This is a genomic window from Candidatus Pseudothioglobus sp. uisw_070 (assembly GCF_059512545.2).
Genome location: NZ_CM183456.2, coordinates 1,481,691 through 1,506,829, shown reverse-complemented (window position 1 = coordinate 1,506,829; position 25,139 = coordinate 1,481,691). Strand labels below are relative to the sequence as shown.

Here is a 25,139-nt window from a genome sequence, read left to right as displayed (position 1 = left end):
TCTTAATTTTTTTGTTCAAAATTATTATACACTATGAAAAAAATAATCCTTGCAACAGGCAATGAAGGCAAAGTGAGAGAACTTAATGACATGCTTAAGGGCCACTATAACGTAATTTCTCAGAATGATATGCAAGTCAAAGAAGTTCCTGAAACTGGAACTACATTTATTGAAAATGCATTAATTAAAGCTAGACATGCATCTCTCCAATCGAAATTACCAGCCCTAGCAGATGATTCTGGTCTTCAAGTTGAAGCTCTTAATGGTGATCCAGGTATTTATTCTGCGAGGTATGCTGGCGAGGATGCAACGGATAAAGATAACATTGAAAAGCTTATTTTAAATATGGATCAGCATAGTAATCGCAAAGCCCATTTTTGTTGTGCGATGGTCTTTATACATAGTGCTAATGATCCATGCCCAATTATTATTGAAAAGCATTGGGAAGGAGAGTTGTTGAGAGAGCCAATAGGCATTAATGGTTTTGGTTATGACCCTATTTTTTATTTGCCAGATCATGATTGTAGCTCAGCTCAGCTTCAGCCCCAGGTAAAAAATGAGATATCACATCGAGGACAGGCTTTAAGTGAGCTATTGAAGCAACTATTATCTTTTGAATAATTTTTTGGAATTGCCACCTCTCGCTCTCTATATCCACTACCCATGGTGCGTCAAGAAATGTCCATATTGTGATTTTAACTCGCATGAGGGGTCAATTCATAATGGCTATATTAAGGCTTTACTTAAAGACTTAGATGATGATTTAAAGTTTATTCAAAACCGAAAAATCCATTCAATTTTTATTGGCGGTGGAACACCAAGTTTGATGAGCATAGAGGATGCTTATGAGTTGTTTGATGGTTTAAATGAAAGGCTATCAATATCAAAAAACATTGAAATCACACTTGAAGCGAACCCTGGAACATTTGAAGTAGAAAAATTTGCTGAATTTCGAAAGGTAGGCATTAATCGCCTTTCAGTAGGGGTGCAATCATTTAAAGAAAATCAGCTTAAATTTTTAGGAAGAATTCATAGTGGAGGCGATGCCTTAAGGGCAATTTCTGAAGCTAAAAAAGTAGGTTTTGATAATTTGAATATTGATCTAATGTATGGCCTAAAAGATCAAACTATTGATATGTGTCTTGAAGATGTGATGCAAGCAATTAAATTAAAACCAAGTCACATTTCTTTTTATCAGCTAACCCTTGAGCCAAATACATTATTTGCAAAATACCCACCAAAACTTCCAATTGATGAAAAGATATGGGATATGGGAGAGCAGGGCGCTGAACTTTTAAATCAGAATGGGTTCAGACAATACGAAGTATCAGCTTATAGTGAGAGGCCATCAGAACATAATATAAATTATTGGAAATTTGGAGATTACATTGGCATTGGTGCTGGAGCGCATGGAAAGATAACAGATGTTGAGTCTCAACAAATATTTAGAACACTAAAGCCTAAATCACCAAAGGACTACTTATCTAAAATGCAGACTGGAGCTGATATTCCAACTAAAAAAGAAGTGGATAATGTGGCTTTTGAATTTATGCTTAATAGTCTTAGGTTAAAAGATGGTTTTAGCTCTTCATTGTTTGAATCAAGAACAGGATTATTAATCAAATCTTTGAGTTCTGAGCTAGGAAGAGCAGAAAATCTTGGTTTATTAGAAAATAAGAATAATTGGATAAAGCCCACACCGAAAGGTTTTAATTTTCTTAATGAGCTGCAAGAAATTTTTTTATAAAACTCCTTTTAATTAATTCTATTAAAAAAAATAGGTAAAGCCTGACACTTGGGTTTATGGCTGTTAAAATACTTTTTAGTTTTTATAAACTTATAATAATATGAAATCTCATACAATTGCTGACGTTCTTACTGAGTCTTTGCCTTATATCCAAAAGTTTAAAGGCAAGACAATTGTCATTAAATATGGTGGAAATGCTATGGTTGATGAGGATCTAAAATCGAGTTTTGCGAGCGATATAGTCCTTATGAAATCTGTCGGTATGAATCCTATTGTGGTTCATGGCGGTGGCCCTCAAATAGGTAAAACACTTGAAAAACTAGGTAAAAATAGTAAATTTATAGATGGCATGAGAGTTACTGATAGCGAAACTATGGATGTTGTTGAGATGGTCCTTGGCGGCCTAGTTAATAAAGAAATTGTTAATCTTATTCATCAACATGGTGGAAATTCTATTGGGCTTACTGGCAAGGATGGGCGGCTTATTACAGCAAAGAAACTGAAGACTAAGGTTGAGCCTACTTCAGAAATTATTGACTTAGGCCATGTAGGACAAGTTGATCAAATAGATGTTTCAGTAATTAACTTGTTATTACAGGGTGATTTTATTCCTGTCATTGCGCCAATTGGTGTTGGTAAAGATGGCTATTCATACAATATAAATGCAGATCTAGTTGCAGGCGCAATTGCCGAGTCATTAAATGCTGAAAAGCTTATTCTTCTTACTAATACTGCTGGTTTGTTGGATGATGATGGAGAGCTTATGACTGGAATGAGCTCGAAAAAGGTCAAAAAACTGATTGACGATGGCACAATTCATGGCGGTATGCTTCCCAAGATTGGGTGCGCTTTGTCAGCAGTTGAAAATGGCGTGGAAGCGAGTCATATTATTGATGGCAGAGTTTCTCACGCAGTTCTTTTGGAGGTGTTCACTGACTCTGGTGTTGGAACGTTAGTAACAAAAAATGGTTAAAAGTAATCGAGATACAATTAGTGTTAATGATTGCCAGATATTAGCCCACTATAAGTATGAAGCAGAGCAATATATTCTCACTCTAGCCTCAAAAGAGATTGCAGAAAATACCCAACCTGGTCAATTTGTCCATCTTTCTGTTTCTGGGATGCTTGCTATGAGAAGGCCTATTTCAGTTATGTCTGTTGACAAGGACAATGGAACCTTTGATCTTCTTTATAAAATTGTAGGAGAAGGCACTAGGCAGTTGGCAGATCGTAAAATTGGAGATGTTTTGTCGGTTATTGGGCCTATTGGTAACGGTTTTAAAATGACCGATAAAAAAATTCCACTTTTGATAGGCGGTGGCGTTGGAATGCCTCCAATTATTGCAATTGCTCAAAATATAAAAGATAACGATTACTTTAATCCATACGTTATCTTAGGCTCTGAAGTGCCATTTCCTTTTGACACTGTCGTAAGTAACCTAGGTGGGTTTTATTCTTCAAAAATTTATACTATGCCTTTACTGGAAGAGTGGGGCATACAGGCTGGACTAACAAGTCTACAAAACTTTGAAGGGGTATATGAGGGTTATGTGACTGGCTTAGCAAAAGAATATCTAGATAGTTTATCCAAAGATGATTTATTAAATGTTGAAATTTTTTCGTGCGGACCTCACCCTATGCTTGAAGCTGTCTTTAAATTAGCTAAAGACTTCAACTTGCCTTGCCAAGTGTCACTCGAAGAATATATGGCTTGTGCAGTTGGTGGGTGTGCTGGATGCGTTGTTGAGGTTCAAACAGAGAATGGCCCAGCAATGAAAAGAGTTTGTGTTGACGGCCCAGTTTTTGAAGCGCAGACAGTGTTTTAATGATTGCTGATAATTTAAAGCGGGTAACTTCACGCATAGATTCAATTGAATGCAATCATGAAGTGCAGTTAATTGCAGTTAGTAAAACTCGCTCTACTGCTGAAATCCAAGAGGCGATAAATGCTGGCCAAATTCATTTTGGAGAAAACTATTTACAAGAATCCCTAGATAAAATTTCTTTTTTTAAAGAAAGTAAACTAATTTGGCATTTTATTGGCCCAATTCAATCAAATAAAACAGCCTCAATAGCAAAAAATTTTGATTGGGTACATAGCGTTGATAGGCTTAAAATTGCAAAAAGACTCAGCGATCAAAGAGACCCTAGCCTAAAAAAGCTCAATATTCTCATTCAGATAAATATTGACGAAGAACAGACTAAGTCCGGGTTACTTCTTAAAGATATAAATGAAATTATTTCAGAAGTGAGTGATCTGCCTAATATATCTTTGAGGGGCTTTATGTGTATTCCAAGTCCAAAAAACTCAGCTGTGAGCTTTAAAGAGATGGCAAATTTAATATCAAAATACCCTTTTCTTGACTCACTTTCGATGGGCATGTCCTCAGACTTAGAGCTTGCGATAAAAAATGGTGCAACCTTTGTCCGAGTAGGAACGGATATTTTTGGACCAAGAAGTTAATTATTAATGTATTTTTTTTGGATGATAATGTTATGAAAGTAAGACTACTTATTACGGGTGGAACGATTGATAAGGTTTATAACCAATCAAATGGCGAGCTTGAGTTTGATAAAACACACTTTCCAGAAATGATTTCTAGATCAAGAATTGAAGTGGACTTGACGCCTGAACAAGTTCTTCTAATTGATAGCTTAGATATGGTTGATGCAGATCGAGATTTAATAATAGATAGGTGTGTTAGCTGTGAGGAGAAATTTGTTTTAATTACTCATGGAACAGATACCATGTGCGACACAGCAAAACTTTTAGGTGAGGCCTCAATTGACAAAACAATTATTTTATTTGGATCGATGGTGCCTTATGCAGTGAATAACTCGGATGCTTTGTTTAATTTTGGGTGTGCTTTAGGGTCTCTTCAGTTACTAGAATGCGGCGTTTATGTTGCAATGAATGGAAGGGTTTTACCCTGGACTAATGTTGAAAAAAACAGGAGTCGAGGCGTTTTTCAGGCCTTGAACTCCTAAGTTTGAATCATAGCTCTTTACTCTAGGCTATCAAGCATATACTGAACTGATAGTTTGATTTCGTTATCTGAACAATCCATACAGGTTCCTCTTGCAGGCATACCGCCCTTTCCTGCAATAGCTGATAAAGTAAGTTTTTCAAGACCCAAATCAATTCTTGGAGCCCAATCTTCTAAAGAGGCATACTTAGGCGCACCCATCACTCCAGAGCTATGACAGCCTTGGCAGTTGGCACTATAAATTTCTTCTCCAGTGCGCTCAGCTTTTTCTGAGCTTGCAGATGTGGCAACAACAATGCTACTATCAATCCGAACTTCGCCTATAGGTTTTATTCTTTCAAGTAAGGCGCTATCAATCATAACATCACTATTAGATGTCTCTTCGCTTGATGAGTTGAGAGCTTTGTAGCCAATAAAAAGCATAGCAAGAACCCAAACGATAATCATTAGTTTTGTAGAACCTTTAGAACCCTGACTCATTGCGCCTTTCCTTAGATTATATTAAATTCCGGAATATTATACATTTGGTTATAATAACTTGCAGTTTAATGCAATAAAAATATGCTTAAAAAAACTCTATTACGTAGCTTCAATGTTTTAAAGATTAGCACATGGTTAGCTGCATTTATTGCTTTTGCTTTATTGGCTGTTGTTGCTTTTTTTATATTATTCCCTCAGACGATTAAAGGATCAATTGAAGATCGCCTCTCTCAAGTGAGTGGGTTGAGCGTTAGTATCGATAAAATTTCTCTAGAATTTCAAGATAATGAGCTTATATTGGCAGTTAGAAATGTTGAAATTTATGCTGAAGGGCTTGAGCCGATTGCCTCAATAGATGTCCTGAGATGGGATGCTAATTTAATTGCTCTATATAGAGGGATTGAAATACCTGGCCATATTGATGTCAATGAATTATTAATTGACACTTCGTCAATTGATGAGTATGTTTCGATTATAAATACAGATTCAGTTTTATCTAGCCTTGGGTTGTCTGGCCTTTTAGCTCTTAAATCGCTTTCTATCAATCGAACGAAGTTAATCGGAGATCAGTCAGTTGAGCTAGCGCCTATAGAAATAACAAGAAATAAACAAAAGGTAAGTTTGTCAATGAGAGACCAGACAATTTTTACTAGCCCCAAAGTTCCTAAGCTTGGGAGTATAGTAAATATAAGCAGCACTATTGATGTTTCAAAAGCAAGAGAGGATAGAATTGCAGTCATTCCTTTTTCACTAAAAAATGAGGACTTTAGTCTCTCAGCTCAGCTTAAAATTTTTACTCAACAAGACAAAGTTTACCTTGAGTTTGAGAGTTATATTGATCAGATTGAAGTTTCAAAAATTAATCAGAATATACCTGATATTCTTGCTAATACTGAGGGTGCTCGATGGATAAATGATGTTTTGACTGAAGGTGTTTTGACTGATATAAAGCTGACAACTCGTTTTAATATGTCAGGCGATCTTGAGGCGCCAAATACGAAATTTTCTGCAAATCTGTTGGGAGCGAAAATAAATGTTAGCTCTGATTGGCCTTCTATTGAAGAATTAGATGCAAAAGTTACTTTTTCAAATGATTATCTAAAGATAGTTGGAAATAAAGCAAGCATGAAAGGTATTGATTTAAGTTACTTGAGCATCACTACAAGGGATTTTACTCAACCAAATGCTGTACTGTCATTAAATGGAAGATTTAGCTCACAAAGCAAGAAGATTGCTAAATTTATAACTCAGTCCCAAGTTCCTTTAAAAATTAAAAGTTATTTTGATGAGTTTGAGCTTAATGGAAAGTTGTGGGGTAATGTTAATTTAATAGTACCACTTCAAAAAACTAACGGTCAAAAAACTAAAATTGCTTTTGATATGTTCGCATCTGAAAATTCATTAACACTTCTTTCTGGAAAATTAAAAGTTGATGAATTTAGTTCACAACTTTCATTTAGTGATGGGTTGATAAGAACAAAAGGCAAAGGCCTTATTGGCGGCGAACTTTTTCAAATATCTTTAAATCCTAAAGAATGGATTGACGACCAAGATAATAATTTTAGAGTTAAGTTAAGTCACTTGGATAGTGAAACTAATTTTTATGTCACCAAAAATTTAGCTAATCAATGGGATAGCGTCATTGAGTCAGATAACTTACAAGCTAATATTAGTCTAATAATTAATCAAAACGGAAATTATTTTGTTAACTTGAAAGATTTAAATGTTGAGAATTTTGAGAATGTAGATGCTTGGAAGTTAACGCCTAATATGTTTCCTAGTTTTCATTTATCCTCAAAGAATGCTAAGTTCAATGGAAAAACTATCCCTAATCTTGAGGTTGATCTTGTTAATAATGAAGATGTGATGGAAATTAAAAATCTGATTTTTGAAAATATCGGTCTTAGTAATGAGGATTTAATTTTTAATGGAAATTGGCTTAATGGTAAGACTGTGCTTAGGGCAAAAGCATCGAATGATAACTTGTCAAACTTTTTAACCAAATTTGGAGTTGATGAGCCAGTTATTGGAGGCAGTTTTAATGTCGATTTGAGACTATATTGCGACTGTGAGCCGTGGCAAGTTTCTATGAAAAAAGTTAGTGGCTTCATGAAAGCGGATGTTGAAAAAGGAGTCTTTACGAATCAAGACCCAAGCCTCATAAAGCTTCTTTCTTTTATTAACCTAGAATCTATTGCAAATAGATTGAGGCTTTCAAGAAGTGAGCTGAGAGAGCAGGGTTATGTATATGATCAAATAAATGCTAAGTTATTATTTGAAGATGGTGTTGCTAAGGTGGATTATTTTCTAGTTGAAAGTGAAGAAAGTGATATTGAACTTACTGGCTCTGTTGACCTAATTAAAAGAGACTATAATTTAGCAGCAAATGTACAACCTTCAATCGCTGATACTATTCCAATTGCTACTTATTTTGCTGGAGGTGGACTGGCTGGATTGGGAGTTTGGGCTGCAGACAAAGTACTTTTTGGGGGTAAGGTGATTGGCGAACTATTAGACAATGTTGTTGAAATAACCTTTATGATTTCGGGCCCATGGTCTGATCCAATTATTGAAAAACTAGATGGAGTTAAAGTTTTATGATTAAGCAATTACTCGGTGAACACAAGATTAATGAGAATGAAGTATTTAATTTACTTAGTTCGTTATCTGAGACAGGAGCGGAATATTCTGATTTATATTTTCAACACTCTGTTGCAGAGTCATGGGTTCTTGATGAAGGGATAGTAAAGGATGGTTCGTACAATATTAGTCATGGAGTAGGTGCTCGATGTGTATCAGGTGATAAAACTGGCTTTTCTTATTCTGACGATCTTAATATTAAAGCTATTAAGGGGGCTGTAGATTTTGCAAAAGGTATATCTAATAGTAACTCCAGCAAAGATCCAGAGATTTTAAAGACTATTAATTATCCCACTAAGTATGCCGCTTTAAGTCCACTTGATAGTTTAACTTCAAAGGAAAAAGTTGATCTACTGAGGGAAATCAATTCGATTGCAAGAAAAGAGCCAAAGGTTGTCCAGGTTAGTGCTTCTCTATCTGGAGCCTATACAGAGGTATTAATTGCTTCAACAGACGGCGTATATCAAATTGATTGTAGGCCAATGGTCAGAGTAAGTGTAACGGTTATTGTGGAGCATAATGGAAGGATAGAGCAAGCCTCAAGCGGCGGCGGCGGGCGTTATGATTATGGCTATTTTGCAAGTAATTCGCTTGCTGAAACTTACACTAAAGAAGCCCTTCGCTTGGCCTTTGTTGCGCTTGAATCTAAAGATGCGCCAGCTGGCAAAATGCCTGTTATTTTAGGCTCTGGATGGCCGGGTGTCTTATTGCATGAAGCTATTGGACATGGCCTAGAAGGAGACTTTAATCGAAAGGGGAGCTCTGTTTTTAGTGGAAAAGTTGGTGAAAAGATTGCGAGTGATAAATGCACTATTGTAGATAATGGAACAATTGCTAATCGTCGTGGTAGCCTTACAATTGATGATGAAGGAACACCAACTCAAGAGACGACACTGATAGAGAATGGAATATTAAAGGGCTACATGATGGATAAGATGAATGGTCGCCTAATGAATAAGCCTAGCACTGGAAATGGAAGGCGAGAATCTTATGCTCATATTCCAATGCCAAGAATGACTAATACTTATATGCTAAATGGAAAGGATCATTTTGAAGACATGGTTTCCTCGGTTGAGGATGGAATTTATGCCAAGAATTTCGATGGTGGTCAGGTTGACATTACTTCTGGAAAATTTGTATTTTCAGCTAATGAAGCCTATTTAATAAAAAATGGAAAAATAACAACTCCTATAAAAGGAGCGACTCTTATTGGCGCTGGAGATGAGGTTCTCCATCAAATTTCAATGGTTGGCGATGATTTAAAACTCGATCCAGGGGTGGGCGTTTGCGGAAAAGATGGTCAAAGTGTTCCAGTTGGAGTGGGGCAGCCCAGTTTAAAAATAGACATGTTAACTGTTGGCGGAACTCAGCTATAGTTTGCTGTCTTTTTTGCAATTATTTGAAGGCTAATAACTAGCTGTTTTCCAATAATCTTGTTATAATATCTCGTTGTTTAATTTAGGATAAACAATGCTCGAAAATTATTTGCCAATTATCGTATTTATATTCCTTGGAATAGCCTTTGGAGTTGGGCTTACGCTTGTTGGCTATCTTCTCGGTCCAAGCAATCCTGGTGAGGAAAAAAACTCACAGTTTGAGTGTGGATTCCCTGCATTTGATGACTCGCGAATGCACTTTAATATCCGCTACTATCTTGTTGCTATTTTGTTTGTTCTTTTTGATTTAGAAGTTGCATTTTTCATTCCTTGGGCAGTAGTCCAGGCAAAACTTGGATGGTTTGGATTTGTGGCTATGTCTATTTTCTTACTACTACTGGTGGTTGGTTTTATTTTTGAATGGAAGAAAGGCGCATTAGAGTGGGAATAATGAGGATTAAATATGGCTATTGAAGGTTTAATGAAGGAAGGCTTTGTTACCACATCACTTGATAAGGTTATTAACTGGGCAAGGACTGGATCGCTATGGCCAATGACTTTTGGTCTTGCATGTTGTGCTGTTGAAATGATGGAGGCAGGCTCAGCACGTTATGATCTTGATCGTTTTGGGATTGTTTTTCGTCCAACTCCACGCCAGTCTGACCTGATGATTGTTGCTGGAACCCTAACCAATAAGATGGCGCCAGCATTGCGTAAAGTTTATGATCAAATGCCGGATCCAAAATATGTTCTTTCAATGGGTTCTTGTGCAAATGGTGGTGGCTATTACCATTATTCTTATGCTGTTGTTAGAGGCTGTGATCGCATTGTGCCAGTTGACGTTTACGTTCCTGGATGTCCACCAACAGCGGAAGCTCTTCTCTATGGAATTCTTCAGCTTCAAGATAAAATTCGAAGAACTAACACGATTGCCCGCACTTAGGTATGAATGAATTTAAGAAAAATTTAGCTAAAGCTTTTGGTAAGAAAAATCTAAGCGAGTCATTCGACGAGTTAACGCTTGTTATTAATAGTGATGATGTAATTGAGGTTTGCACGCAATTACGAGACGATTTTAATTTTGATATTTTGATTGACCTTTGCGGAATTGACTACTTAACCTATGGAGAGTCAGATTGGAATGGAAATGCTAGCTCTTCAGGTTTTGGAAGGGCGCGCCAAGCACAAAAATCATCAAATAAAAAGGACCAACGTTTTGGAGTTGTTTACCATCTCCTTTCAGTCTCAGACAATCAGAGGTTACGAGTCAAAGCAGTTCTCTCTTCAGAAAACTTAATGATTAAATCTGTAACGAAAATTTGGAATTGTGCCGACTGGTATGAAAGGGAAGCATTTGATTTGTTTGGAATCTTGTTTGAAAACCATAATGATCTGAGAAGAATACTTACAGACTATGGCTTTGTTGGCCACCCTCTAAGAAAAGATTTTCCAATGATTGGTGAAGTTGAGATGAGATATGACGAAGAGTTAGGTAGGGTAGTTTATGAGCCTGTAAGCATTGAGCCAAATATAAATGTCCCTCGAGTCATAAGGAAATAACTATGTCTGAAATGAAAAACTACACGCTTAATTTCGGACCGCAGCACCCTGCTGCTCATGGAGTTCTTAGATTGATTCTTGAGCTTGATGGTGAGGTTGTAGAGCGTGCTGATCCTCATATTGGACTTCTTCATAGAGGTACCGAGAAACTAGCAGAGTCTAAACCGTATAACCAGTCTATTGGATATATGGATCGCCTTGATTACGTCTCTATGATGTGCAATGAACATGCCTATGTGATGGGTATAGAAAAGATGCTGGGTCTTAAAATTCCAGAGCGAGCTGAGTATATAAGGGTAATGTTTGATGAAATTACCCGAATCATGAACCACCTAATGTGGATTGGAACTCACGCACTAGATGTCGGCGCTATGAGTGTTTTCTTGTATGCTTTTCGAGAGCGAGAGGCTCTAATTGATTGTTATGAGGCAGTAAGTGGCTCAAGAATGCACGCAACTTACTATAGACCAGGTGGAGTCTATAGAGACTTACCAGACAAGATGCCTCAATATCTAAAGTCTAAGTTAAGAAGTGATAAAAAACTTGAAGAGATTAATAGAAATCGCCAAGGCTCGTTACTAGACTTTATTGAAGATTTTGCGATTAATTTTCCAAAAAGTATTAAGCAATACTCTGACTTATTGACTGATAATAGGATTTGGAAGCAGAGGCTTGTAAACATTGCTATTGTATCTGCTGAGCGTGCAAAACAACTTGGATTTACTGGAGCAATGCTAAGAGGCTCTGGAGTTGAGTGGGATATTAGAAAAAATGAGCCCTACTCAGTTTATGAAAAATTAGAATTTGATGTTCCAGTTGGCGTAACTGGTGATTGCTATGATCGATACCTTGTCCGAATGGAAGAGATGCGCCAATCAACTAGAATTATAAATCAATGCGTTTCATGGCTTAAAGCTAACCCTGGACCAGTAATGTCAGATGATCATAAAGTTACCCCTCCAAACCGTGAAGCTATGAAGGATGATATGGAGTCATTGATCCATCACTTTAAATTATTTACTGAAGGGTTTTGTATTCCCGAAGGTGAGAGTTACACTGCAGTTGAAGCGCCCAAAGGTGAGTTTGGAGTTTATCTAGTTTCAGATGGAGCCAATAAGCCTTATAGAGTAAAAATTAGAGCACCTGGATTTCCTCATCTTGCATCAATGGATGAGATGTCAAAGGGCCATATGCTTTCAGATGTAGTGACCATTATTGGTTCTCAAGATATTGTTTTTGGAGAGGTTGATAGATGATTTCTGATCAAGCAAAAAAAGAAATTGATTTTTGGGTAACAAAATATCCAGAGGGAAGGCAAAGTTCAGCCGTAATGCAGGCACTAACAATTGTTCAGAATGAAAATAATGGGAGCTTGACGGGCGAATTAATGCAAGAGGTTGCTGATCACCTTCAAATGCCATGCATTAGCGTCCAAGAGGTTGCAACTTTTTATGAGAACTATAACCATAAACCAGTTGGCAAGCACATTATTCGATTCTGTCACAATATTTCTTGCATGCTTAATGGCTCAGATGAGCTCATCTCATATCTTGAAGAAAAGTTGCAAGTAAAGACAGGCGAGATTAGCAAAGATGGTTTAGTAAGTGTAAAGAAGGTTGAATGTTTGGGCGCCTGTGTTGGAGGTCCAATGTGTCAGATTGGTGATCAATACCATGAGCATTTAACGCCGAGTAAATTAGATAATATTTTGGATAATTTAAAATGAATGAAGTCTGCTTTAAAAACTTAGATAAAAAAAACCCAGCAAGTTTTGCAACCTATGAATCAACAGGTGGTTATAAAGTTTGGAGAAAAATTCTTAATGGAGAGTTAACTCCTGAGGATATTCTTACTGAATTAAAAACATCAGGATTAAGAGGACGAGGTGGGGCAGGTTTTCCAACTGGCTTGAAGTGGAGTTTTATGCCTCGCAATCAAGAAGGACAAAAATATGTAGTTTGTAATTCTGATGAAGGTGAGCCGGGCACTTGTCATGATCGAGATATTCTTAGATATAATCCTCATTCTGTAATTGAGGGGATGGCTATTGCAGGCTTCGTAATGAATGCAACTGTTGGCTATAATTATATTCGTGGCGAGTTCATGGAGCCCTATTACCGTTTTGAAGAAGCTTTAAAAGATGCTTATGATGCAGGGTTACTTGGTAAGAGTATTCAGGGGAGTACGGTTAGTTTTGATTTATATACTCATTTAGGTGCTGGAGCTTATATATGCGGAGAAGAAACCGCATTATTAGAGTCTCTTGAAGGCAAAAAAGGTCAGCCAAGATTTAAGCCTCCTTTTCCAGCAAATGTTGGGTTATATGGTAAGCCAACAACCATTAATAATACTGAGACATTTGCTAATGTTCCAGAAATTTTAACTCGAGGTGGGCAGTGGTTTGCTGATTTAGGAGTTGAAAATTCGGGAGGCACAAAATGTTTCTCAGTTACAGGTAATGTAAAGAATCCTGCTAATTTTGAAGTACCAATGGGAACGCCTTTTAGTAAGCTGTTAGAGTTAGCTGGTGGCCTTAAAGAAGGAAGAACTCTCAAAGCAGTTATTCCAGGTGGCTCGTCGACTCCACTTTTGTCAGCAGATACTGCAATGAATATGACAATGGATTATGACAGTATTGCAAATGCCGGCTCAATGCTTGGTGCAGGCTCAGTAATTATAATGGATGACACTACATGCATGGTTAAAACCCTAACACGATTAGCTCACTTTTATTATGATGAGTCTTGTGGACAGTGTACTCCATGTCGTGAAGGTACGGGCTGGCTCTACAGAGTATTGCAACGCATTTTAGATGGTAATGGAAAAAATGAAGATTTAGACTTACTTGTTTCAGTTGGAGAGAAAATAAGTGGCAACACTATTTGCGCCCTTGGTGACGCAGCGGCAACGCCAGTTGAGAGCTTTATAAGACATTTTAGACATGAGTTTGAATACTATATTAAGCATGGTAGAAGTATCGTAGAAAGTGAGCATCATTTAATTGAGGAAGAGGCAATTGTCTGAAATTGAATTTGAAATTGATGGCAAATTAGTTTTCGCTAATCAAGGCGACTCTATTATTTCTATTGCGGATAGAGAAGGTATTGATGTACCTCGTTTTTGCTACCATAAAAAGCTATCAGTTGCAGCAAACTGCAGGATGTGTTTAGTTGATGTTGAGGGTGTTCCAAAAGCCCAGCCAGCTTGCTCTACTCCTGTTGCAAATGGTATGAAAATTCAAACTAGAAATGATAAAGCTAAGAGTGCACAAAAAGCGGTGATGGAATTCTTACTAATTAATCATCCTCTTGATTGTCCAATATGTGACCAAGGTGGTGAGTGCGAACTTCAAGATGTGGCAATGGAGTATGGCACAGATGTTTCAAAATTTAACTTAGGAAAACGAATAGTTGCAGACAAAGGTATTGGTGCATTAATTCAAACTGACATGACTCGATGTATTCACTGTACTCGTTGCGTTCGTTTTGGCGCAGAAGTTGCAGGTATAGTTGAAATGGGTGGAACTGGAAGGGGTGAAGGCGTAAAAATCGAGCCATTTTTAACTGAAGGTATTCAGTCAGAGCTTTCTGGAAATATGATTGATGTTTGTCCAGTTGGCGCTCTAACTTCAAAGCCATTTAGGTATGAAGCCAGAACCTGGCAAATGAATGCCGTGGAAACGATTGCAAGGCATGACTTGATAGGCTCAAATATTTATACCCAAACCTATAGAGGTAAGGTTAAAAGAGTTGTTGCAAGAGATAATGAATTAGTAAATGAAACTTGGATTTCTGATCGTGATCGCTTTTCATATGAAGGACTAAATCATGAAAGCCGAGCATTACATCCTAAAATTAAAAAGAATAACAAATGGCAGGAAGCCAGTTGGGAGATTGCTCTTGATTTTGCGATTAGTGGCCTGAAAAAAAATGCACAAAATCCAAATCAATTGGGCGTATTAGCTTCAAAAAACTCAACACTAGAAGAATATTATTTGATGCAAAAATTAGCTCGTAGTTTTGGCTCAGAAAATATTGATTATCGTTTAGATAAAGCAGACCTAAGCATTGGAAGTTCCATGCTTTCAAATATTTCTTTATCTGAAATGGAATCAATAGATCACGCTTTAATTGTTAATTCATACCTTCGATTAGAGCAACCAATGATCAATCATCGTATTAGAAAGGCAACTTTAAATGGCGCCTCGGTTAATACGATTAATAATAAAAAATTTGACTTTAACTATCGGACTAATTTGGAAGTTTTATCTTCTCCACAAAAAACTGTACTAATGCTTCAGTCTGTCCTCAAGTCTCTTCATGACAAAACTAAGACTACTGCTCCAAAGCACTTATCTAAGATCACAGTTGACGATAGTCAAAATAAAATTGCAGATGACTTAATTACTGCAGAAAGGCCAGTGATTGTTATAGGCGAGCACGTAAATAGTAATATATCTTCTTCAGATATTATGAATATTATTTCTGAAATTGCAACGCTTGCAAATGCAAAAATTGCCAACTTAAGCCATAGTGGAAACTCATTATCTGCTGAAAAAGTTGGATTTAAGCCTTCTAATAAAGGAAAAAATGCAAACTCAATGCTTTCTGAAAATACTAAAGCATTTATACTGATGGACGTTGATTTGAACTATGACTTTATTAACCCAAAATTAGCTGCTGATACTTTTAATAAAGATGATGTCTTTGTTGTTTCACTTAATAGTTTTGAAGATGAGGCGTCTCAAATAAACTCTGATGTAATATTGCCGCTAGCTAGCTTTTATGAAAGTTCAGGTACGCATATAAATTTTGATGGCATTGCTCAATCATTTAGCGCCTCAGTTAAAGGTCCAGGAGACTGTAAACCAGGCTGGAAAATTATTAAAGTTCTTGCAGATTTATTTGAGTTCAAAGGTTTTGAATATACCGATTCAACTCAAGTAGCTGATGAAGCGCTTGCTATTACTTCAATCGGAAATAATGATATTGTTGACAAGAATACTAAAGCAATTGATGATTCTAAGATTGCAATTCATTGGCAGTATTCGCCTTATGCAGTCGATGCAGTAACTCGCAAAGCTAAATCTCTCCAAGAAACACAAATTGGAAAAATGAATGCTGCATTTATTTCTTTAGTAACGGCCAAAGAGTTGAAGCTTTCAGGTGGTGATTTATTTCATGGAGTTCCAGTTTCTATTAATGAAACTGTTGCTGAAGGGTGTGTCTTTGTTCATACTTATCAATCGAGAAAGGGATAGGAGGTATTGACTATGTGGCAATCATTAGTTGACAGTATCCATAATTTAATTCCTTGGTTTGATGGGGGACTTGCAGACGTAATAATTATCTTAATCAAGGGCCTTGCCCTAATCTTTCCATTAATAATTGCGATGGCATATATGACTTATGCTGAGCGCAAAGTTATTGGCTTCATGCAGCTTAGAATTGGTCCAAATAGGGTTGGGCCATTGGGGCTATTGCAACCATTTGCTGATGTTTTTAAAATGATGTTTAAGGAAATAATTTTTCCTACTAAGTCAAACATTTATCTATTTCTTTTAGCGCCTGTATTGGCCTTTGTTCCTGCAGTAGCAGTTTGGGCAGTTGTTCCATTTGGAGAAGGCTTTTATATTGCTAATCTTGATGTGAGCTTGCTGTATGTTATGGCAATCGGTTCAGTCGGTGTTTACGGAATTGTTCTTGCAGGCTGGGCATCTAACTCTAAGTACCCACTTCTTGGAGCTTTAAGAAGCACAGCTCTGCTGATTTCCTATGAACTTGTAATTGGATTTGTTCTTGTAACAGTCGTAATGATTGCAAGCTCTGTTAATTTAAATACTGTTGTAGAAAAACAAGCTGGAGGGATACTTAATTGGTATTGGATTCCACTATTCCCAATGATGATAGTTTTTTGGATTGGGGCTTTAGTTGAAACAAATAGGGCACCATTTGATGTTGTAGAGGGCGAGTCGGAAATTGTTGGTGGTACGCATGTTGAGTATTCTGGAATGCCTTTTGCATTGTTCTTTATGGCAGAATATTTCAACATGATTTTTATGGCTATGCTGGCAGTTTTATTATTTTTTGGCGGATGGCATTCTCCATTCGAAGGTATACCTCTTCTTGAGGGTTGGTTTGAGTTTGTTCCTGATTTATTCTGGCTACTCTTTAAGATGAGTTTCTTTTTATTTTTATATTTTTGGATTCGTGCTTCCTTTCCAAGGTTTAGGTACGATCAGATTATGCGTTTATGTTGGAAAATTTTCTTACCCTTGACAATTGTGTGGATCTTTGTGGTTGCATTGATGACACAGCTTCATATAGGACCTTGGTTTTAAGGAGAAAAAGATATGATAAAAAAAGTTAAAAAACTAGTAAAAGATTTTGGTTTAGGCGAGCTACGAACTGGTCTTAAAGTGACTGGTAAAGAATTTTTAAATAATAATATTACGGTTCAGTTCCCAGAAGAGCGAACGCCAATTTCACCCAGATTCAGAGGCCTTCATGCTCTTCGTCGCTACCCAAATGGAGAGGAAAGGTGTATCGCTTGTAAGCTTTGTGAGGCGGTATGTCCAGCAAATGCGATAACTATTGATTCTGAAATGAGAGAAGATGGTACTCGCCGAACAACTCAATATGATATTGATCTTTTTAAATGTATTTTTTGCGGCTTCTGTGAAGAAGCATGCCCCGTTGATGCCATTGTAGAGACTCATATTTTTGATTATACGTTTGAGTCAAGAGAGGGAAGTATTATTGATAAAAAAGGGCTTTTGGCTATTGGCGATGAGAATGAAAAAGAGATTAGCAAAGCCAGACTTGAAGACTCTAAATATAAATAATAGGTAGCTATGGAATTTTCATCAATTTTATTTTATGTCTTCTCCTTTTTCTTTATCGTTAGCTCGATAATGATGATTACATCAAGGAATACTGCAAAGGCTGCTTTATTCTTAATACTAACTTTTTTTAGTGCTGCTAGCTTATGGTTGCTTCTTGAAGCAGAGTTTCTAGCAATTACACTTATATTAATTTATGTCGGCGCCGTTATGGTGTTATTTATGTTCGTTATTAAGATGCTTGATACCGATAAATCTACCCTTCGAGCTCAGTTCACGCGCTATCTGCCATTGGGAATTTTTGTATCTATAATTGTGATTGCGCAAATGGTGCTAGTCCTTAATGCCGGTCAGTTTGATCTAGCAATGACTGGTGTTCCAGAAAAGCATGACTCTTCATATAGCAATATTACTGCCATTGCAGAGCAGCTTTATACAGTTTATGTGTACCCTTTTGAATTAGCAGCAATACTTCTTTTAATCGCAATTATTGCAGCAATTACTCTTGTTCATCGAAATGAATCTAGAAGCAAAAAGCAAGATATTTCAGAGCAAATTAATGTTCAGGCAAAAGATAGAATGAGAATGGCCTCTATTAAGCCAAAGCCAGCAAAGGAGTCAAAATGATAGCACTATCTGATTACCTAATTCTGAGCTCAATAGTTTTTTGTATCGGTCTAGCTGGAATCTTTATTAACAGAACTAATATCATTATGCTTTTGATGTGTGTCGAGTTAATTTTGGCTGCAGTTAATACTAATTTTATTGCCTTTTCATATTATGGCGGCGATCTTGCTGGACAAATATTTGTATTCTTTATTTTGACAGTTGCTGCTGCTGAAGTGGCTATAGGTCTTGCAATCCTCACACTGATGTTTAGAAGTCGTGGCTCGATTGATATTGATGCAACTAATACATTGAAAGGGTAGCTATGCTTAATATTTATTCTACAATTGTACTAGCGCCCCTAATTGGTTCAATCATAGTTGGACTTGCTGGGAATAGACTCGGACGAAAAGCTTCGCATTCAATTACGATTTTAGGGGTAGCAATCTCTACCGCACTATCACTTTATGTTTTTAATCATCACGTTCTAAATGATGGTGAAATTTTTAATCAGAACATCTATACATGGATGCAAATTGGAGGACTCAATATTAGTGTCGGCTTTTTAGTTGATAACTTGACCGCTCTGATGTTGGTGGTGGTTTCATTTGTTTCACTAATGGTGCACATCTACACAATAGGCTATATGCATGATGATAGGGGATATACTAAATTTTTTAGCTACATATCCCTATTTACTTTTGCAATGTTTACACTTGTAATTTCAAATAACTTTATGCAGCTATTCTTTGGCTGGGAGGCTGTTGGTCTGGTTTCATATCTTTTAATTGGATTTTGGCACCATAAGGAATCAGCAGTTCAGGCTAACTTAAAAGCTTTTCTTGTGAACCGGGTTGGTGACTTTGGTTTTCTTCTAGGAATTGCAATGGTCCTGATGTTTTTTGGTACTTTAGATTACGCCGAAACATTCAGTCAAAAAGATCAAATTATTGGACAAACTTTATTTGGAGGCGTCTCTGCTATAACGGTAGTCTGCCTTCTACTTTTTGTAGGAGCAATGGGCAAATCAGCACAGGTTCCTCTGCATGTTTGGCTGCCTGGCTCGATGGAAGGCCCTACTCCGATCTCTGCTTTGATTCATGCGGCAACAATGGTAACGGCTGGTATCTTTATGGTTTCCAGAATGTCACCCTTATTTGAGTTAAGTGATGTTGCACTAACAGTAGTCATGGTAATAGGAGCCATAACAGCCCTATTTATGGGCTTACTAGGTATTGTTCAAAATGATATAAAGAAAGTTGTTGCTTATTCCACACTCTCTCAGCTTGGTTATATGACTGTTGCTCTAGGAGTAAGCGCCTACTCAGTTGCAATTTTTCACTTAATGACTCATGCCTTCTTCAAAGCTTTGCTTTTTTTAGCAGCTGGATCAGTAATTGTTGCACTTCATCATGAACAAGATATTCGAAAAATGGGTGGCCTAAGAAAGAAAATGCCAATAACCTACGTTACTTCTCTTTTAGGTACTTTAGCTCTGATCGGCTTTCCTGGCTTCGCAGGGTTTTATTCAAAAGATATGATAATTGAGGCCGTTCATTATTCGGACCTACCTTTTGCTGGGTGGGTTTATTTTGCAGTTGTGCTGGGCGTATTCATTACTGCTTTTTATAGTTTACGACTATTATTTTTAGTGTTTCATGGTGAGTCAAGGCTTGATAGTCATACCGAAGAGCATGTTCATGAGACAGCTCCATCAATTACGGTTCCTTTAATATTACTAGCGATACCATCTGTATTGATTGGGTATTTTACAATTGAGCCGATGCTTTTTGGTGGGTGGCTAGAAAATGGAATATTTATTGATTCTTCTCATCTTGCCGTTTCAAAACTTGAGGATCACTTTCATTCAGCGTTCTCTTTAATAACCCATTCAGTCATGACACTTCCATTCTGGATGATGGTTGGTGGTGGTTTGACAGCATGGGTTTTCTGCATATATCGAACTGACTGGGCAGACCTAATTCAGAGTAAATTCAAACGTATTAATTATGTGTTGAATTCTTTGTATGGTTTTGATCGATTTAATGAAATTGTCTTTGTTCGTGGATCACTGAAAATTGGTAATCTGTTGTGGAAAATTTCAGATATGGCAATCATTGATCAGCTTTTGGTTAATGGGAGTGCTAGATTCGCTCGTTACTTAGGCGCTTTTATTCGACCAGTTCAAACTGGGTATGTCTATCACTATGCATTTTTTATGATAATTAGTTTGATGTTTGTTTTGGGGTGGGTTCTTATTGCCTCAGATTATTCATTTTTTAGTTAAGGTAATAGTATGGATTCATTACTAAGTATTTTAATTTGGCTTCCTATATTAGGGGCTGGCTCAGTCCTATTTATAGGAAACAATAGAGCTCAACTTGCCCGCTTGGTAAGCGCTGGTATTTCTGTGATTGTTTTCGTCTTATCAATAAATTTATTTTTAGACTTTGATACTTCAACCTCCTCAATGCAGTTTGTAGAAAAGGTCAGTTGGATTACCCAATTTAATATTTTTTACCATCTAGGTGTTGATGGAATATCAATGCCACTAATTATTCTTACCACCTTTTCAACAATATTAGTAATTGTTGCTGGGTGGGAAGTTATCAAGAATAGAGTGGCAGATTATATGGCAGCTTTTTTAATCATGGAAGGCCTCATTATTGGTGTTTTTTCGTCAATGGACTCCATGTTGTTTTATGTTTTTTGGGAGTCATCACTAATACCAATGCTTTTAATTATTGGTGTCTGGGGTGGTCAAAATCGTGTCTATGCCTCGATTAAATTCTTTTTATACACTTTTCTAGGGTCAGTATTTATGCTGGTTTCACTTATTTATATGTACAATTTAAGTGGCTCATTCGCAATTTCTGAAATGTACACCTTGCCGCTTACTATGGCTCAGCAGAGTTGGATATTTTGGGCTTTCTTCCTTGCTTTCGCGGTAAAGGTGCCTATGTTTCCTGTCCATACATGGCTTCCAGATGCTCACGTCCAAGCACCAACAGGTGGCTCTGTAATCTTGGCAGCTATAATGTTAAAGATGGGTGGTTACGGATTTTTCCGCTTCTCACTGCCTATCACGCCGGATGCATCATCATCATTTGCAACTGTAGTAATCGTTCTTTCTTTGATCGCAATTGTTTATATTGGTTTTGTAGCGCTGGTTCAAAAAGATATGAAAAAATTGATTGCCTACTCGTCAATTTCCCATATGGGCTTTGTTACTTTAGGTGTTTTTGCGTTATTTTCTATTATGAAAATGGGATCAAATGGTGAGCTAATTTCTATTAGTGGCGCAAGTATTGAGAGTGCTTATCTTGGCTTAGAAGGTGCAATGATTCAAATGATTTCTCATGGCTTTATTTCTGCAGCAATGTTCTTAGTTGTTGGCGTGCTTTATGACAGACTTCACTCAAGAGAAATATCTACCTATGGAGGGGTTGTAAACTCAATGCCTAAATTTACAGGTTTTGCTGTTCTATTTGCAATGGCAAATGCTGGCCTTCCTGGAACTTCAGGTTTTGTCGGGGAGTTTATGGTTATTCTTGGAGCTTTACAAGCTAATTTTTGGTTTGCATTTTTGGCTTCAATGACTTTGATCATTGGTGCTGCATATACATTATGGATGGTTAAGCGTGTTTTTTGGGGAGAGATAACTAACCCAGAGGTAAGCACTTTGAGTGATATCAATTCTAGGGAATTTGGAATCTTAGCTATTTTAGCTATTGCTGTATTATGGATGGGTTTATACCCACAGCCAGTAATTGAGGTAATGCATGCTTCCATTGTTAATCTTCTTGAGCAAGCACTTACAACTAAACTACCAGTTTTATTATGATGAACTTTAATTTTAATGTTGCAGAACTTCTCTTTGCTTTGCCAGAGTTGTTTTTATTATTTGCAATTTCACTTATATTGTTATTTGACCTTTTTGTAAGCCAACGTTTAAAGCAATTTACTTATTACTTGACTCAGTTAGCACTTCTAATAACAGGTTTCTTGGCGTTTAATTTAATTGGCGAGAATGCAACGATTTTTTCTGGTACTTTTGTTCTTGATTCTTTAGGATCAACTTTTAAAGTTTTCATACTTGGGTTTGCAATTATTGCCCTTGTCTATACTCGTCATTATCTTAAGGCGCATGAGCTTTTAAGAAATGAGTATTTTATTCTGGCAATGATGTCAATACTAGGAATGATGGTAATGGTTTCTGGACATAGCCTCCTTACTTTGTACTTGGGTTTAGAAATAATGTCATTGTCGTTGTACGCACTTATTGCCACAGCAAGAGACAGAGCTAGTGCTATTGAGGCTGCCCTTAAATACTTTGTTCTGGGCGCTATTGCTTCGGGATTATTGCTTTATGGAATGTCCATGATTTATGGAATAAGTGGAAGCCTGGATATTTCCCAGATATCAAGTTTTGCAAGTGCCTCAACTTTGGGCTCTCAGCAAACATTAATTCTTAATTTTGGTTTAGTTTTCTTAGTCATTGGTATTGCTTTCAAACTTGGAGCTGTGCCTTTTCATATGTGGGTTCCAGATGTATATCAGGGATCACCAACTTCAGTTACTATGTTTTTATCAACTGTGCCAAAAATTGCCGCGATCGCATTACTGATTCGATTGTTAATTGATGGTTTAGGAGAGCTTCAGCATTACTGGGCAGATTTATTTATGATCTTAGCTGTCCTCTCAATTGCAATAGGATCATTAGTTGCATTAACTCAAACTAATATCAAACGAATGCTTGCTTACTCAACAATATCCCATATTGGTTTTGTTTTATTGGGTTTTGTTACAGGAGTGGTAGATGGTTATGGCGCTGCAGTCTTTTATGTGCTGGCTTATATCTTGATGAGTTTAGCGGCCTTTGGTTCAATTATTGTTCTAAATAGGAAGGGGTTTGAGGCTGATCAAATTTCTGATTTTCAAGGTTTGAGTAAACATTCCCCATGGTTTGCATTTATTATGTTGGTGGTTATGCTTTCAATGGCTGGTGTTCCACCCTTTATTGGTTTTTATTCTAAGTTATTTATTCTTCAGCAAGTGGTTGCAGAGGGCTATGTAATTCTTGCTATAACAGCGGTAATCTTCGCTGTAATAAGTGCTTACTATTATCTGCAAATTATTAAAACAATGTATTTTGATGATGTAGATAAAGAGATACTGGTTTCTGCTCCATTAGATATGAAGGTTGTGCTTTCTATCAATGGTACTCTTATTCTAGTCGTTGGCTTGATGCCAAGTTTCTGGATGGAGCTATCTGTTTCACTATTCTAAATTTTTTAAAAAAAGACTGCTAAATTTTTATGTAGAATATCTCAATGATTATTGCACATCGAGGTATTTCATTTGATCTACCAGAAAATTCTTTACCAGCTTTTAATGCCTCTTGGGATAAAGGGGTGGATGGAATAGAAGGTGATTTTCATCTTACCAAGGATGGCGCCATTGTTTGTATTCATGATGATGATACTCAAAGAGTCTGTAATAAAAAGTTAATTATTAAAGACTCAACCCTTGCAGAGTTAAAGCAACTCAACTTATCTCATAAAATTTCTAATAATTCAAAAGTAAAAATTCCTACTCTAGCTGAAGTGCTTAACGTGTTGCCTTCTGGTAAAAAAATATTTATAGAGATAAAGTGTGGTATTGAGATTATAAAGCCCCTAATTAAAGAGCTTTCTCAATCTGAAATACATACCGAGCAAGCTGTGATTATTTCATTTGATGAGAGAGTTATTAAGGCTTTTAAATCAGCAGCACCTAATTATAAGGCTTACTGGTTATATTCATATGAGCCGGACTATGACTTAAATAAAATATTAGATGTACTGAATGATATTAAGGCCGATGGCCTCAGTTCAGATAATGAAAACTCAAAAACTTTAATTGACCGAATTATGGATGCTGGTTTTGAATACCACTCATGGACAATTGATGATATTGATATTGCTAATAAATTGATTAGCTGGAGAGTACAATCTATCACAACAGATAATCCAGGCCAAATCCAAAATGAGTAATAAGATATTTTCAAGTATTTTTACAGCAATTTTATCTGCCTTCTTTTTCTCTCTTGCAGCCACTACTGCTCCCTATTTCTATGGTGTTGGAGGAGGCGTATTTCTTCTTCTTTCTGTTCGCTATGTTAGTACTTTTATTTTTGCAAGTATTTTAAATAAATCACCTAAGAAAATTAAAAGCAAGTCAACACACATTAGACTAATACTAATTAGTATTTTTCAAGCAATTTTTATTGCATCGTATATGTATTCAATAAGCTTGATTCCATTAAGTTTAGCCGTAGTAGTGATTTATACATTCCCAATTATTACCTTTTTTGTTAACTCAATACTTAAGAGCAGATCCATTGATTTTTTATCAGCTGCCGCACTTCTTGTGTCATTATTTGGCATTTGGATTTTAGTTCAAGGAGATTCAAGTGATTGGAATTTATGGGGCGTTTTTTGGGGCCTTATTGCTTCTCTTGCCCAGGTTACTGTAAATATTTTATCTCGCCATAAAAGTGTAGAGTCAGGATGGGGCTTAATTCAATATATTATGGTATTGCCTTCAGTAGTTTTTGTGTTGATATATTTTATAGTCACTTTAGAACCTATAGCTTCAGTATCTTCAGAGATGTTACTTTGGAGTATTCTTTCAGCAATGGGGATGACTGGAGGTATTTACTTTTTCTTTAGGTCAATATCAATTATTGGACCCGTGCGAACCTCAAATGTGATGTACTTAGAGCCTATTTTTACTATTATTTTAGGTGTAATTCTTCTTCAAGATATGCTGGGCATGAATCAGTGGCTTGGTATGTTTATTATTTTTACTGCAACAATCTCACTTGAGAGGTGGGGTAAAAAATATAATTAAGTTAAAGA

At 36.7% G+C, this 25,139-nt stretch carries 25 protein-coding genes; 24 read left to right on the top strand and 1 reads right to left on the bottom strand.

Annotated elements, in window-relative coordinates:
- The first annotated feature begins 33 nt into the window (after positions 1-33).
- From rdgB to AC5YGD_RS07530, 6 genes are all read left to right on the top strand, one after another.
- A complete protein-coding gene (rdgB, locus tag AC5YGD_RS07555; RefSeq protein ID WP_496141330.1) occupies positions 34-621 on the top strand; it encodes an RdgB/HAM1 family non-canonical purine NTP pyrophosphatase in 588 nt (195 codons plus the stop codon).
- The gene (gene hemW, locus AC5YGD_RS07550) at positions 614-1,747 is read left to right on the top strand and encodes a radical SAM family heme chaperone HemW (RefSeq protein WP_496141329.1); all 1,134 of its coding nucleotides are present in this window, start codon (positions 614-616) and stop codon (positions 1,745-1,747) included. Before rdgB ends, hemW begins: the two co-directional genes overlap by 8 nt.
- Before the next feature lie 100 nt (positions 1,748-1,847).
- Positions 1,848-2,720: an acetylglutamate kinase gene (argB, locus tag AC5YGD_RS07545; protein ID WP_496141328.1), complete on the top strand. Its 873-nt coding sequence runs from the start codon at positions 1,848-1,850 to the stop codon at positions 2,718-2,720.
- The gene (locus tag AC5YGD_RS07540; RefSeq protein WP_496141327.1) at positions 2,713-3,573 is read left to right on the top strand and encodes an iron-sulfur cluster-binding protein; all 861 of its coding nucleotides are present in this window, start codon (positions 2,713-2,715) and stop codon (positions 3,571-3,573) included. The genes argB and AC5YGD_RS07540 overlap by 8 nt, the downstream gene beginning before the upstream one ends.
- Positions 3,573-4,211 (top strand): YggS family pyridoxal phosphate-dependent enzyme, encoded by a 639-nt coding sequence (locus AC5YGD_RS07535; RefSeq protein ID WP_496141326.1) that lies wholly within the window; start codon positions 3,573-3,575, stop codon positions 4,209-4,211. The genes AC5YGD_RS07540 and AC5YGD_RS07535 overlap by 1 nt, the downstream gene beginning before the upstream one ends.
- A 32-nt stretch (positions 4,212-4,243) precedes the next feature.
- Complete coding sequence (locus AC5YGD_RS07530) at positions 4,244-4,735, top strand: asparaginase domain-containing protein (RefSeq protein ID WP_271537718.1); 492 nt, start codon at positions 4,244-4,246, stop codon at positions 4,733-4,735.
- A gap of 17 nt (positions 4,736-4,752) precedes the next feature.
- Here the strand turns inward: AC5YGD_RS07530 and AC5YGD_RS07525 are convergent, their stop codons facing one another.
- Positions 4,753-5,214 (bottom strand): c-type cytochrome, encoded by a 462-nt coding sequence (locus AC5YGD_RS07525; protein ID WP_496141325.1) that lies wholly within the window; start codon positions 5,212-5,214, stop codon positions 4,753-4,755.
- An 81-nt stretch (positions 5,215-5,295) separates the two neighbouring features.
- On the opposite strand from AC5YGD_RS07525, the gene AC5YGD_RS07520 reads away from it, so the two are divergent.
- The 18 genes from AC5YGD_RS07520 to AC5YGD_RS07435 all read left to right on the top strand — a co-directional run bounded on the left by AC5YGD_RS07520 (position 5,296) and on the right by AC5YGD_RS07435 (position 25,131).
- The gene (locus tag AC5YGD_RS07520; protein ID WP_496141324.1) at positions 5,296-7,815 is read left to right on the top strand and encodes a YhdP family protein; all 2,520 of its coding nucleotides are present in this window, start codon (positions 5,296-5,298) and stop codon (positions 7,813-7,815) included.
- Complete coding sequence (tldD, locus tag AC5YGD_RS07515; RefSeq protein ID WP_496141323.1) at positions 7,812-9,230, top strand: metalloprotease TldD; 1,419 nt, start codon at positions 7,812-7,814, stop codon at positions 9,228-9,230. Before AC5YGD_RS07520 ends, tldD begins: the two co-directional genes overlap by 4 nt.
- A 94-nt stretch (positions 9,231-9,324) precedes the next feature.
- Positions 9,325-9,681 (top strand): NADH-quinone oxidoreductase subunit A, encoded by a 357-nt coding sequence (ndhC, locus tag AC5YGD_RS07510; protein WP_271537725.1) that lies wholly within the window; start codon positions 9,325-9,327, stop codon positions 9,679-9,681.
- A 12-nt stretch (positions 9,682-9,693) separates the two neighbouring features.
- Positions 9,694-10,173 carry a NuoB/complex I 20 kDa subunit family protein gene (locus AC5YGD_RS07505; protein WP_271537727.1) on the top strand — a complete coding sequence of 160 codons (480 nt, stop codon included), beginning with the start codon at positions 9,694-9,696 and terminating at the stop codon, positions 10,171-10,173.
- Positions 10,174-10,175: 2 nt separating this feature from the next.
- Positions 10,176-10,790: an NADH-quinone oxidoreductase subunit C gene (locus AC5YGD_RS07500; RefSeq protein ID WP_496141322.1), complete on the top strand. Its 615-nt coding sequence runs from the start codon at positions 10,176-10,178 to the stop codon at positions 10,788-10,790.
- A gap of 2 nt (positions 10,791-10,792) precedes the next feature.
- Positions 10,793-12,046 (top strand): NADH-quinone oxidoreductase subunit D, encoded by a 1,254-nt coding sequence (locus AC5YGD_RS07495; RefSeq protein WP_271537730.1) that lies wholly within the window; start codon positions 10,793-10,795, stop codon positions 12,044-12,046.
- Complete coding sequence (nuoE, locus tag AC5YGD_RS07490) at positions 12,043-12,516, top strand: NADH-quinone oxidoreductase subunit NuoE (RefSeq protein ID WP_496141321.1); 474 nt, start codon at positions 12,043-12,045, stop codon at positions 12,514-12,516. The genes AC5YGD_RS07495 and nuoE overlap by 4 nt, the downstream gene beginning before the upstream one ends.
- Positions 12,513-13,814, top strand: a complete 1,302-nt coding sequence (gene nuoF / locus AC5YGD_RS07485) for an NADH-quinone oxidoreductase subunit NuoF (RefSeq protein WP_496141320.1) — start codon at positions 12,513-12,515, stop codon at positions 13,812-13,814. Before nuoE ends, nuoF begins: the two co-directional genes overlap by 4 nt.
- The gene (gene nuoG, locus AC5YGD_RS07480) at positions 13,807-16,050 is read left to right on the top strand and encodes an NADH-quinone oxidoreductase subunit NuoG (RefSeq protein ID WP_496141319.1); all 2,244 of its coding nucleotides are present in this window, start codon (positions 13,807-13,809) and stop codon (positions 16,048-16,050) included. Before nuoF ends, nuoG begins: the two co-directional genes overlap by 8 nt.
- 12 nt (positions 16,051-16,062) lie before the next feature.
- Positions 16,063-17,130, top strand: a complete 1,068-nt coding sequence (gene nuoH / locus AC5YGD_RS07475; RefSeq protein WP_416651470.1) for an NADH-quinone oxidoreductase subunit NuoH — start codon at positions 16,063-16,065, stop codon at positions 17,128-17,130.
- Between the two features lie 12 nt (positions 17,131-17,142).
- The gene (gene nuoI / locus AC5YGD_RS07470; protein ID WP_496141318.1) at positions 17,143-17,634 is read left to right on the top strand and encodes an NADH-quinone oxidoreductase subunit NuoI; all 492 of its coding nucleotides are present in this window, start codon (positions 17,143-17,145) and stop codon (positions 17,632-17,634) included.
- Positions 17,635-17,643: 9 nt separating this feature from the next.
- Positions 17,644-18,258, top strand: coding sequence for an NADH-quinone oxidoreductase subunit J (locus AC5YGD_RS07465; protein WP_496141317.1), 615 nt, complete (start codon positions 17,644-17,646; stop codon positions 18,256-18,258).
- Entirely contained in the window at positions 18,255-18,560 is a 306-nt protein-coding gene (gene nuoK, locus AC5YGD_RS07460) for an NADH-quinone oxidoreductase subunit NuoK (protein ID WP_416651464.1), read from the top strand. The genes AC5YGD_RS07465 and nuoK overlap by 4 nt, the downstream gene beginning before the upstream one ends.
- 2 nt (positions 18,561-18,562) lie before the next feature.
- Positions 18,563-20,524: an NADH-quinone oxidoreductase subunit L gene (gene nuoL / locus AC5YGD_RS07455; protein WP_496141316.1), complete on the top strand. Its 1,962-nt coding sequence runs from the start codon at positions 18,563-18,565 to the stop codon at positions 20,522-20,524.
- A gap of 9 nt (positions 20,525-20,533) precedes the next feature.
- The gene (locus tag AC5YGD_RS07450) at positions 20,534-22,081 is read left to right on the top strand and encodes an NADH-quinone oxidoreductase subunit M (protein ID WP_496141315.1); all 1,548 of its coding nucleotides are present in this window, start codon (positions 20,534-20,536) and stop codon (positions 22,079-22,081) included.
- Positions 22,081-23,526: an NADH-quinone oxidoreductase subunit NuoN gene (gene nuoN / locus AC5YGD_RS07445; protein ID WP_496142368.1), complete on the top strand. Its 1,446-nt coding sequence runs from the start codon at positions 22,081-22,083 to the stop codon at positions 23,524-23,526. The genes AC5YGD_RS07450 and nuoN overlap by 1 nt, the downstream gene beginning before the upstream one ends.
- A gap of 44 nt (positions 23,527-23,570) precedes the next feature.
- Positions 23,571-24,272, top strand: coding sequence for a glycerophosphodiester phosphodiesterase family protein (locus AC5YGD_RS07440; protein WP_496141314.1), 702 nt, complete (start codon positions 23,571-23,573; stop codon positions 24,270-24,272).
- Positions 24,265-25,131, top strand: coding sequence for an EamA family transporter (locus AC5YGD_RS07435; protein ID WP_496141313.1), 867 nt, complete (start codon positions 24,265-24,267; stop codon positions 25,129-25,131). Before AC5YGD_RS07440 ends, AC5YGD_RS07435 begins: the two co-directional genes overlap by 8 nt.
- The last annotated feature ends 8 nt before the right edge of the window (positions 25,132-25,139 follow it).

Excerpts from the sequence above, each read along its gene's own strand:
- rdgB (WP_496141330.1), top strand. The coding sequence starts at position 34 with ATGAAAAAAATAATCCTTGCAACAGGCAATGAAGGCAAAGTGAGAGAA.
- argB (WP_496141328.1), top strand. The coding sequence starts at position 1,848 with ATGAAATCTCATACAATTGCTGACGTTCTTACTGAGTCTTTGCCTTAT.
- AC5YGD_RS07540 (WP_496141327.1), top strand. The coding sequence starts at position 2,713 with ATGGTTAAAAGTAATCGAGATACAATTAGTGTTAATGATTGCCAGATA.
- AC5YGD_RS07535 (WP_496141326.1), top strand. The coding sequence starts at position 3,573 with ATGATTGCTGATAATTTAAAGCGGGTAACTTCACGCATAGATTCAATT.
- AC5YGD_RS07530 (WP_271537718.1), top strand. The coding sequence starts at position 4,244 with ATGAAAGTAAGACTACTTATTACGGGTGGAACGATTGATAAGGTTTAT.
- AC5YGD_RS07525 (WP_496141325.1), bottom strand. The coding sequence starts at position 5,214 with ATGAGTCAGGGTTCTAAAGGTTCTACAAAACTAATGATTATCGTTTGG.
- AC5YGD_RS07520 (WP_496141324.1), top strand. The coding sequence starts at position 5,296 with ATGCTTAAAAAAACTCTATTACGTAGCTTCAATGTTTTAAAGATTAGC.
- tldD (WP_496141323.1), top strand. The coding sequence starts at position 7,812 with ATGATTAAGCAATTACTCGGTGAACACAAGATTAATGAGAATGAAGTA.
- ndhC (WP_271537725.1), top strand. The coding sequence starts at position 9,325 with ATGCTCGAAAATTATTTGCCAATTATCGTATTTATATTCCTTGGAATA.
- AC5YGD_RS07505 (WP_271537727.1), top strand. The coding sequence starts at position 9,694 with ATGGCTATTGAAGGTTTAATGAAGGAAGGCTTTGTTACCACATCACTT.
- AC5YGD_RS07500 (WP_496141322.1), top strand. The coding sequence starts at position 10,176 with ATGAATGAATTTAAGAAAAATTTAGCTAAAGCTTTTGGTAAGAAAAAT.
- AC5YGD_RS07495 (WP_271537730.1), top strand. The coding sequence starts at position 10,793 with ATGTCTGAAATGAAAAACTACACGCTTAATTTCGGACCGCAGCACCCT.
- nuoE (WP_496141321.1), top strand. The coding sequence starts at position 12,043 with ATGATTTCTGATCAAGCAAAAAAAGAAATTGATTTTTGGGTAACAAAA.
- nuoF (WP_496141320.1), top strand. The coding sequence starts at position 12,513 with ATGAATGAAGTCTGCTTTAAAAACTTAGATAAAAAAAACCCAGCAAGT.
- nuoH (WP_416651470.1), top strand. The coding sequence starts at position 16,063 with ATGTGGCAATCATTAGTTGACAGTATCCATAATTTAATTCCTTGGTTT.
- nuoI (WP_496141318.1), top strand. The coding sequence starts at position 17,143 with ATGATAAAAAAAGTTAAAAAACTAGTAAAAGATTTTGGTTTAGGCGAG.
- AC5YGD_RS07465 (WP_496141317.1), top strand. The coding sequence starts at position 17,644 with ATGGAATTTTCATCAATTTTATTTTATGTCTTCTCCTTTTTCTTTATC.
- nuoK (WP_416651464.1), top strand. The coding sequence starts at position 18,255 with ATGATAGCACTATCTGATTACCTAATTCTGAGCTCAATAGTTTTTTGT.
- nuoL (WP_496141316.1), top strand. The coding sequence starts at position 18,563 with ATGCTTAATATTTATTCTACAATTGTACTAGCGCCCCTAATTGGTTCA.
- AC5YGD_RS07450 (WP_496141315.1), top strand. The coding sequence starts at position 20,534 with ATGGATTCATTACTAAGTATTTTAATTTGGCTTCCTATATTAGGGGCT.
- nuoN (WP_496142368.1), top strand. The coding sequence starts at position 22,081 with ATGAACTTTAATTTTAATGTTGCAGAACTTCTCTTTGCTTTGCCAGAG.
- AC5YGD_RS07440 (WP_496141314.1), top strand. The coding sequence starts at position 23,571 with ATGATTATTGCACATCGAGGTATTTCATTTGATCTACCAGAAAATTCT.
- AC5YGD_RS07435 (WP_496141313.1), top strand. The coding sequence starts at position 24,265 with ATGAGTAATAAGATATTTTCAAGTATTTTTACAGCAATTTTATCTGCC.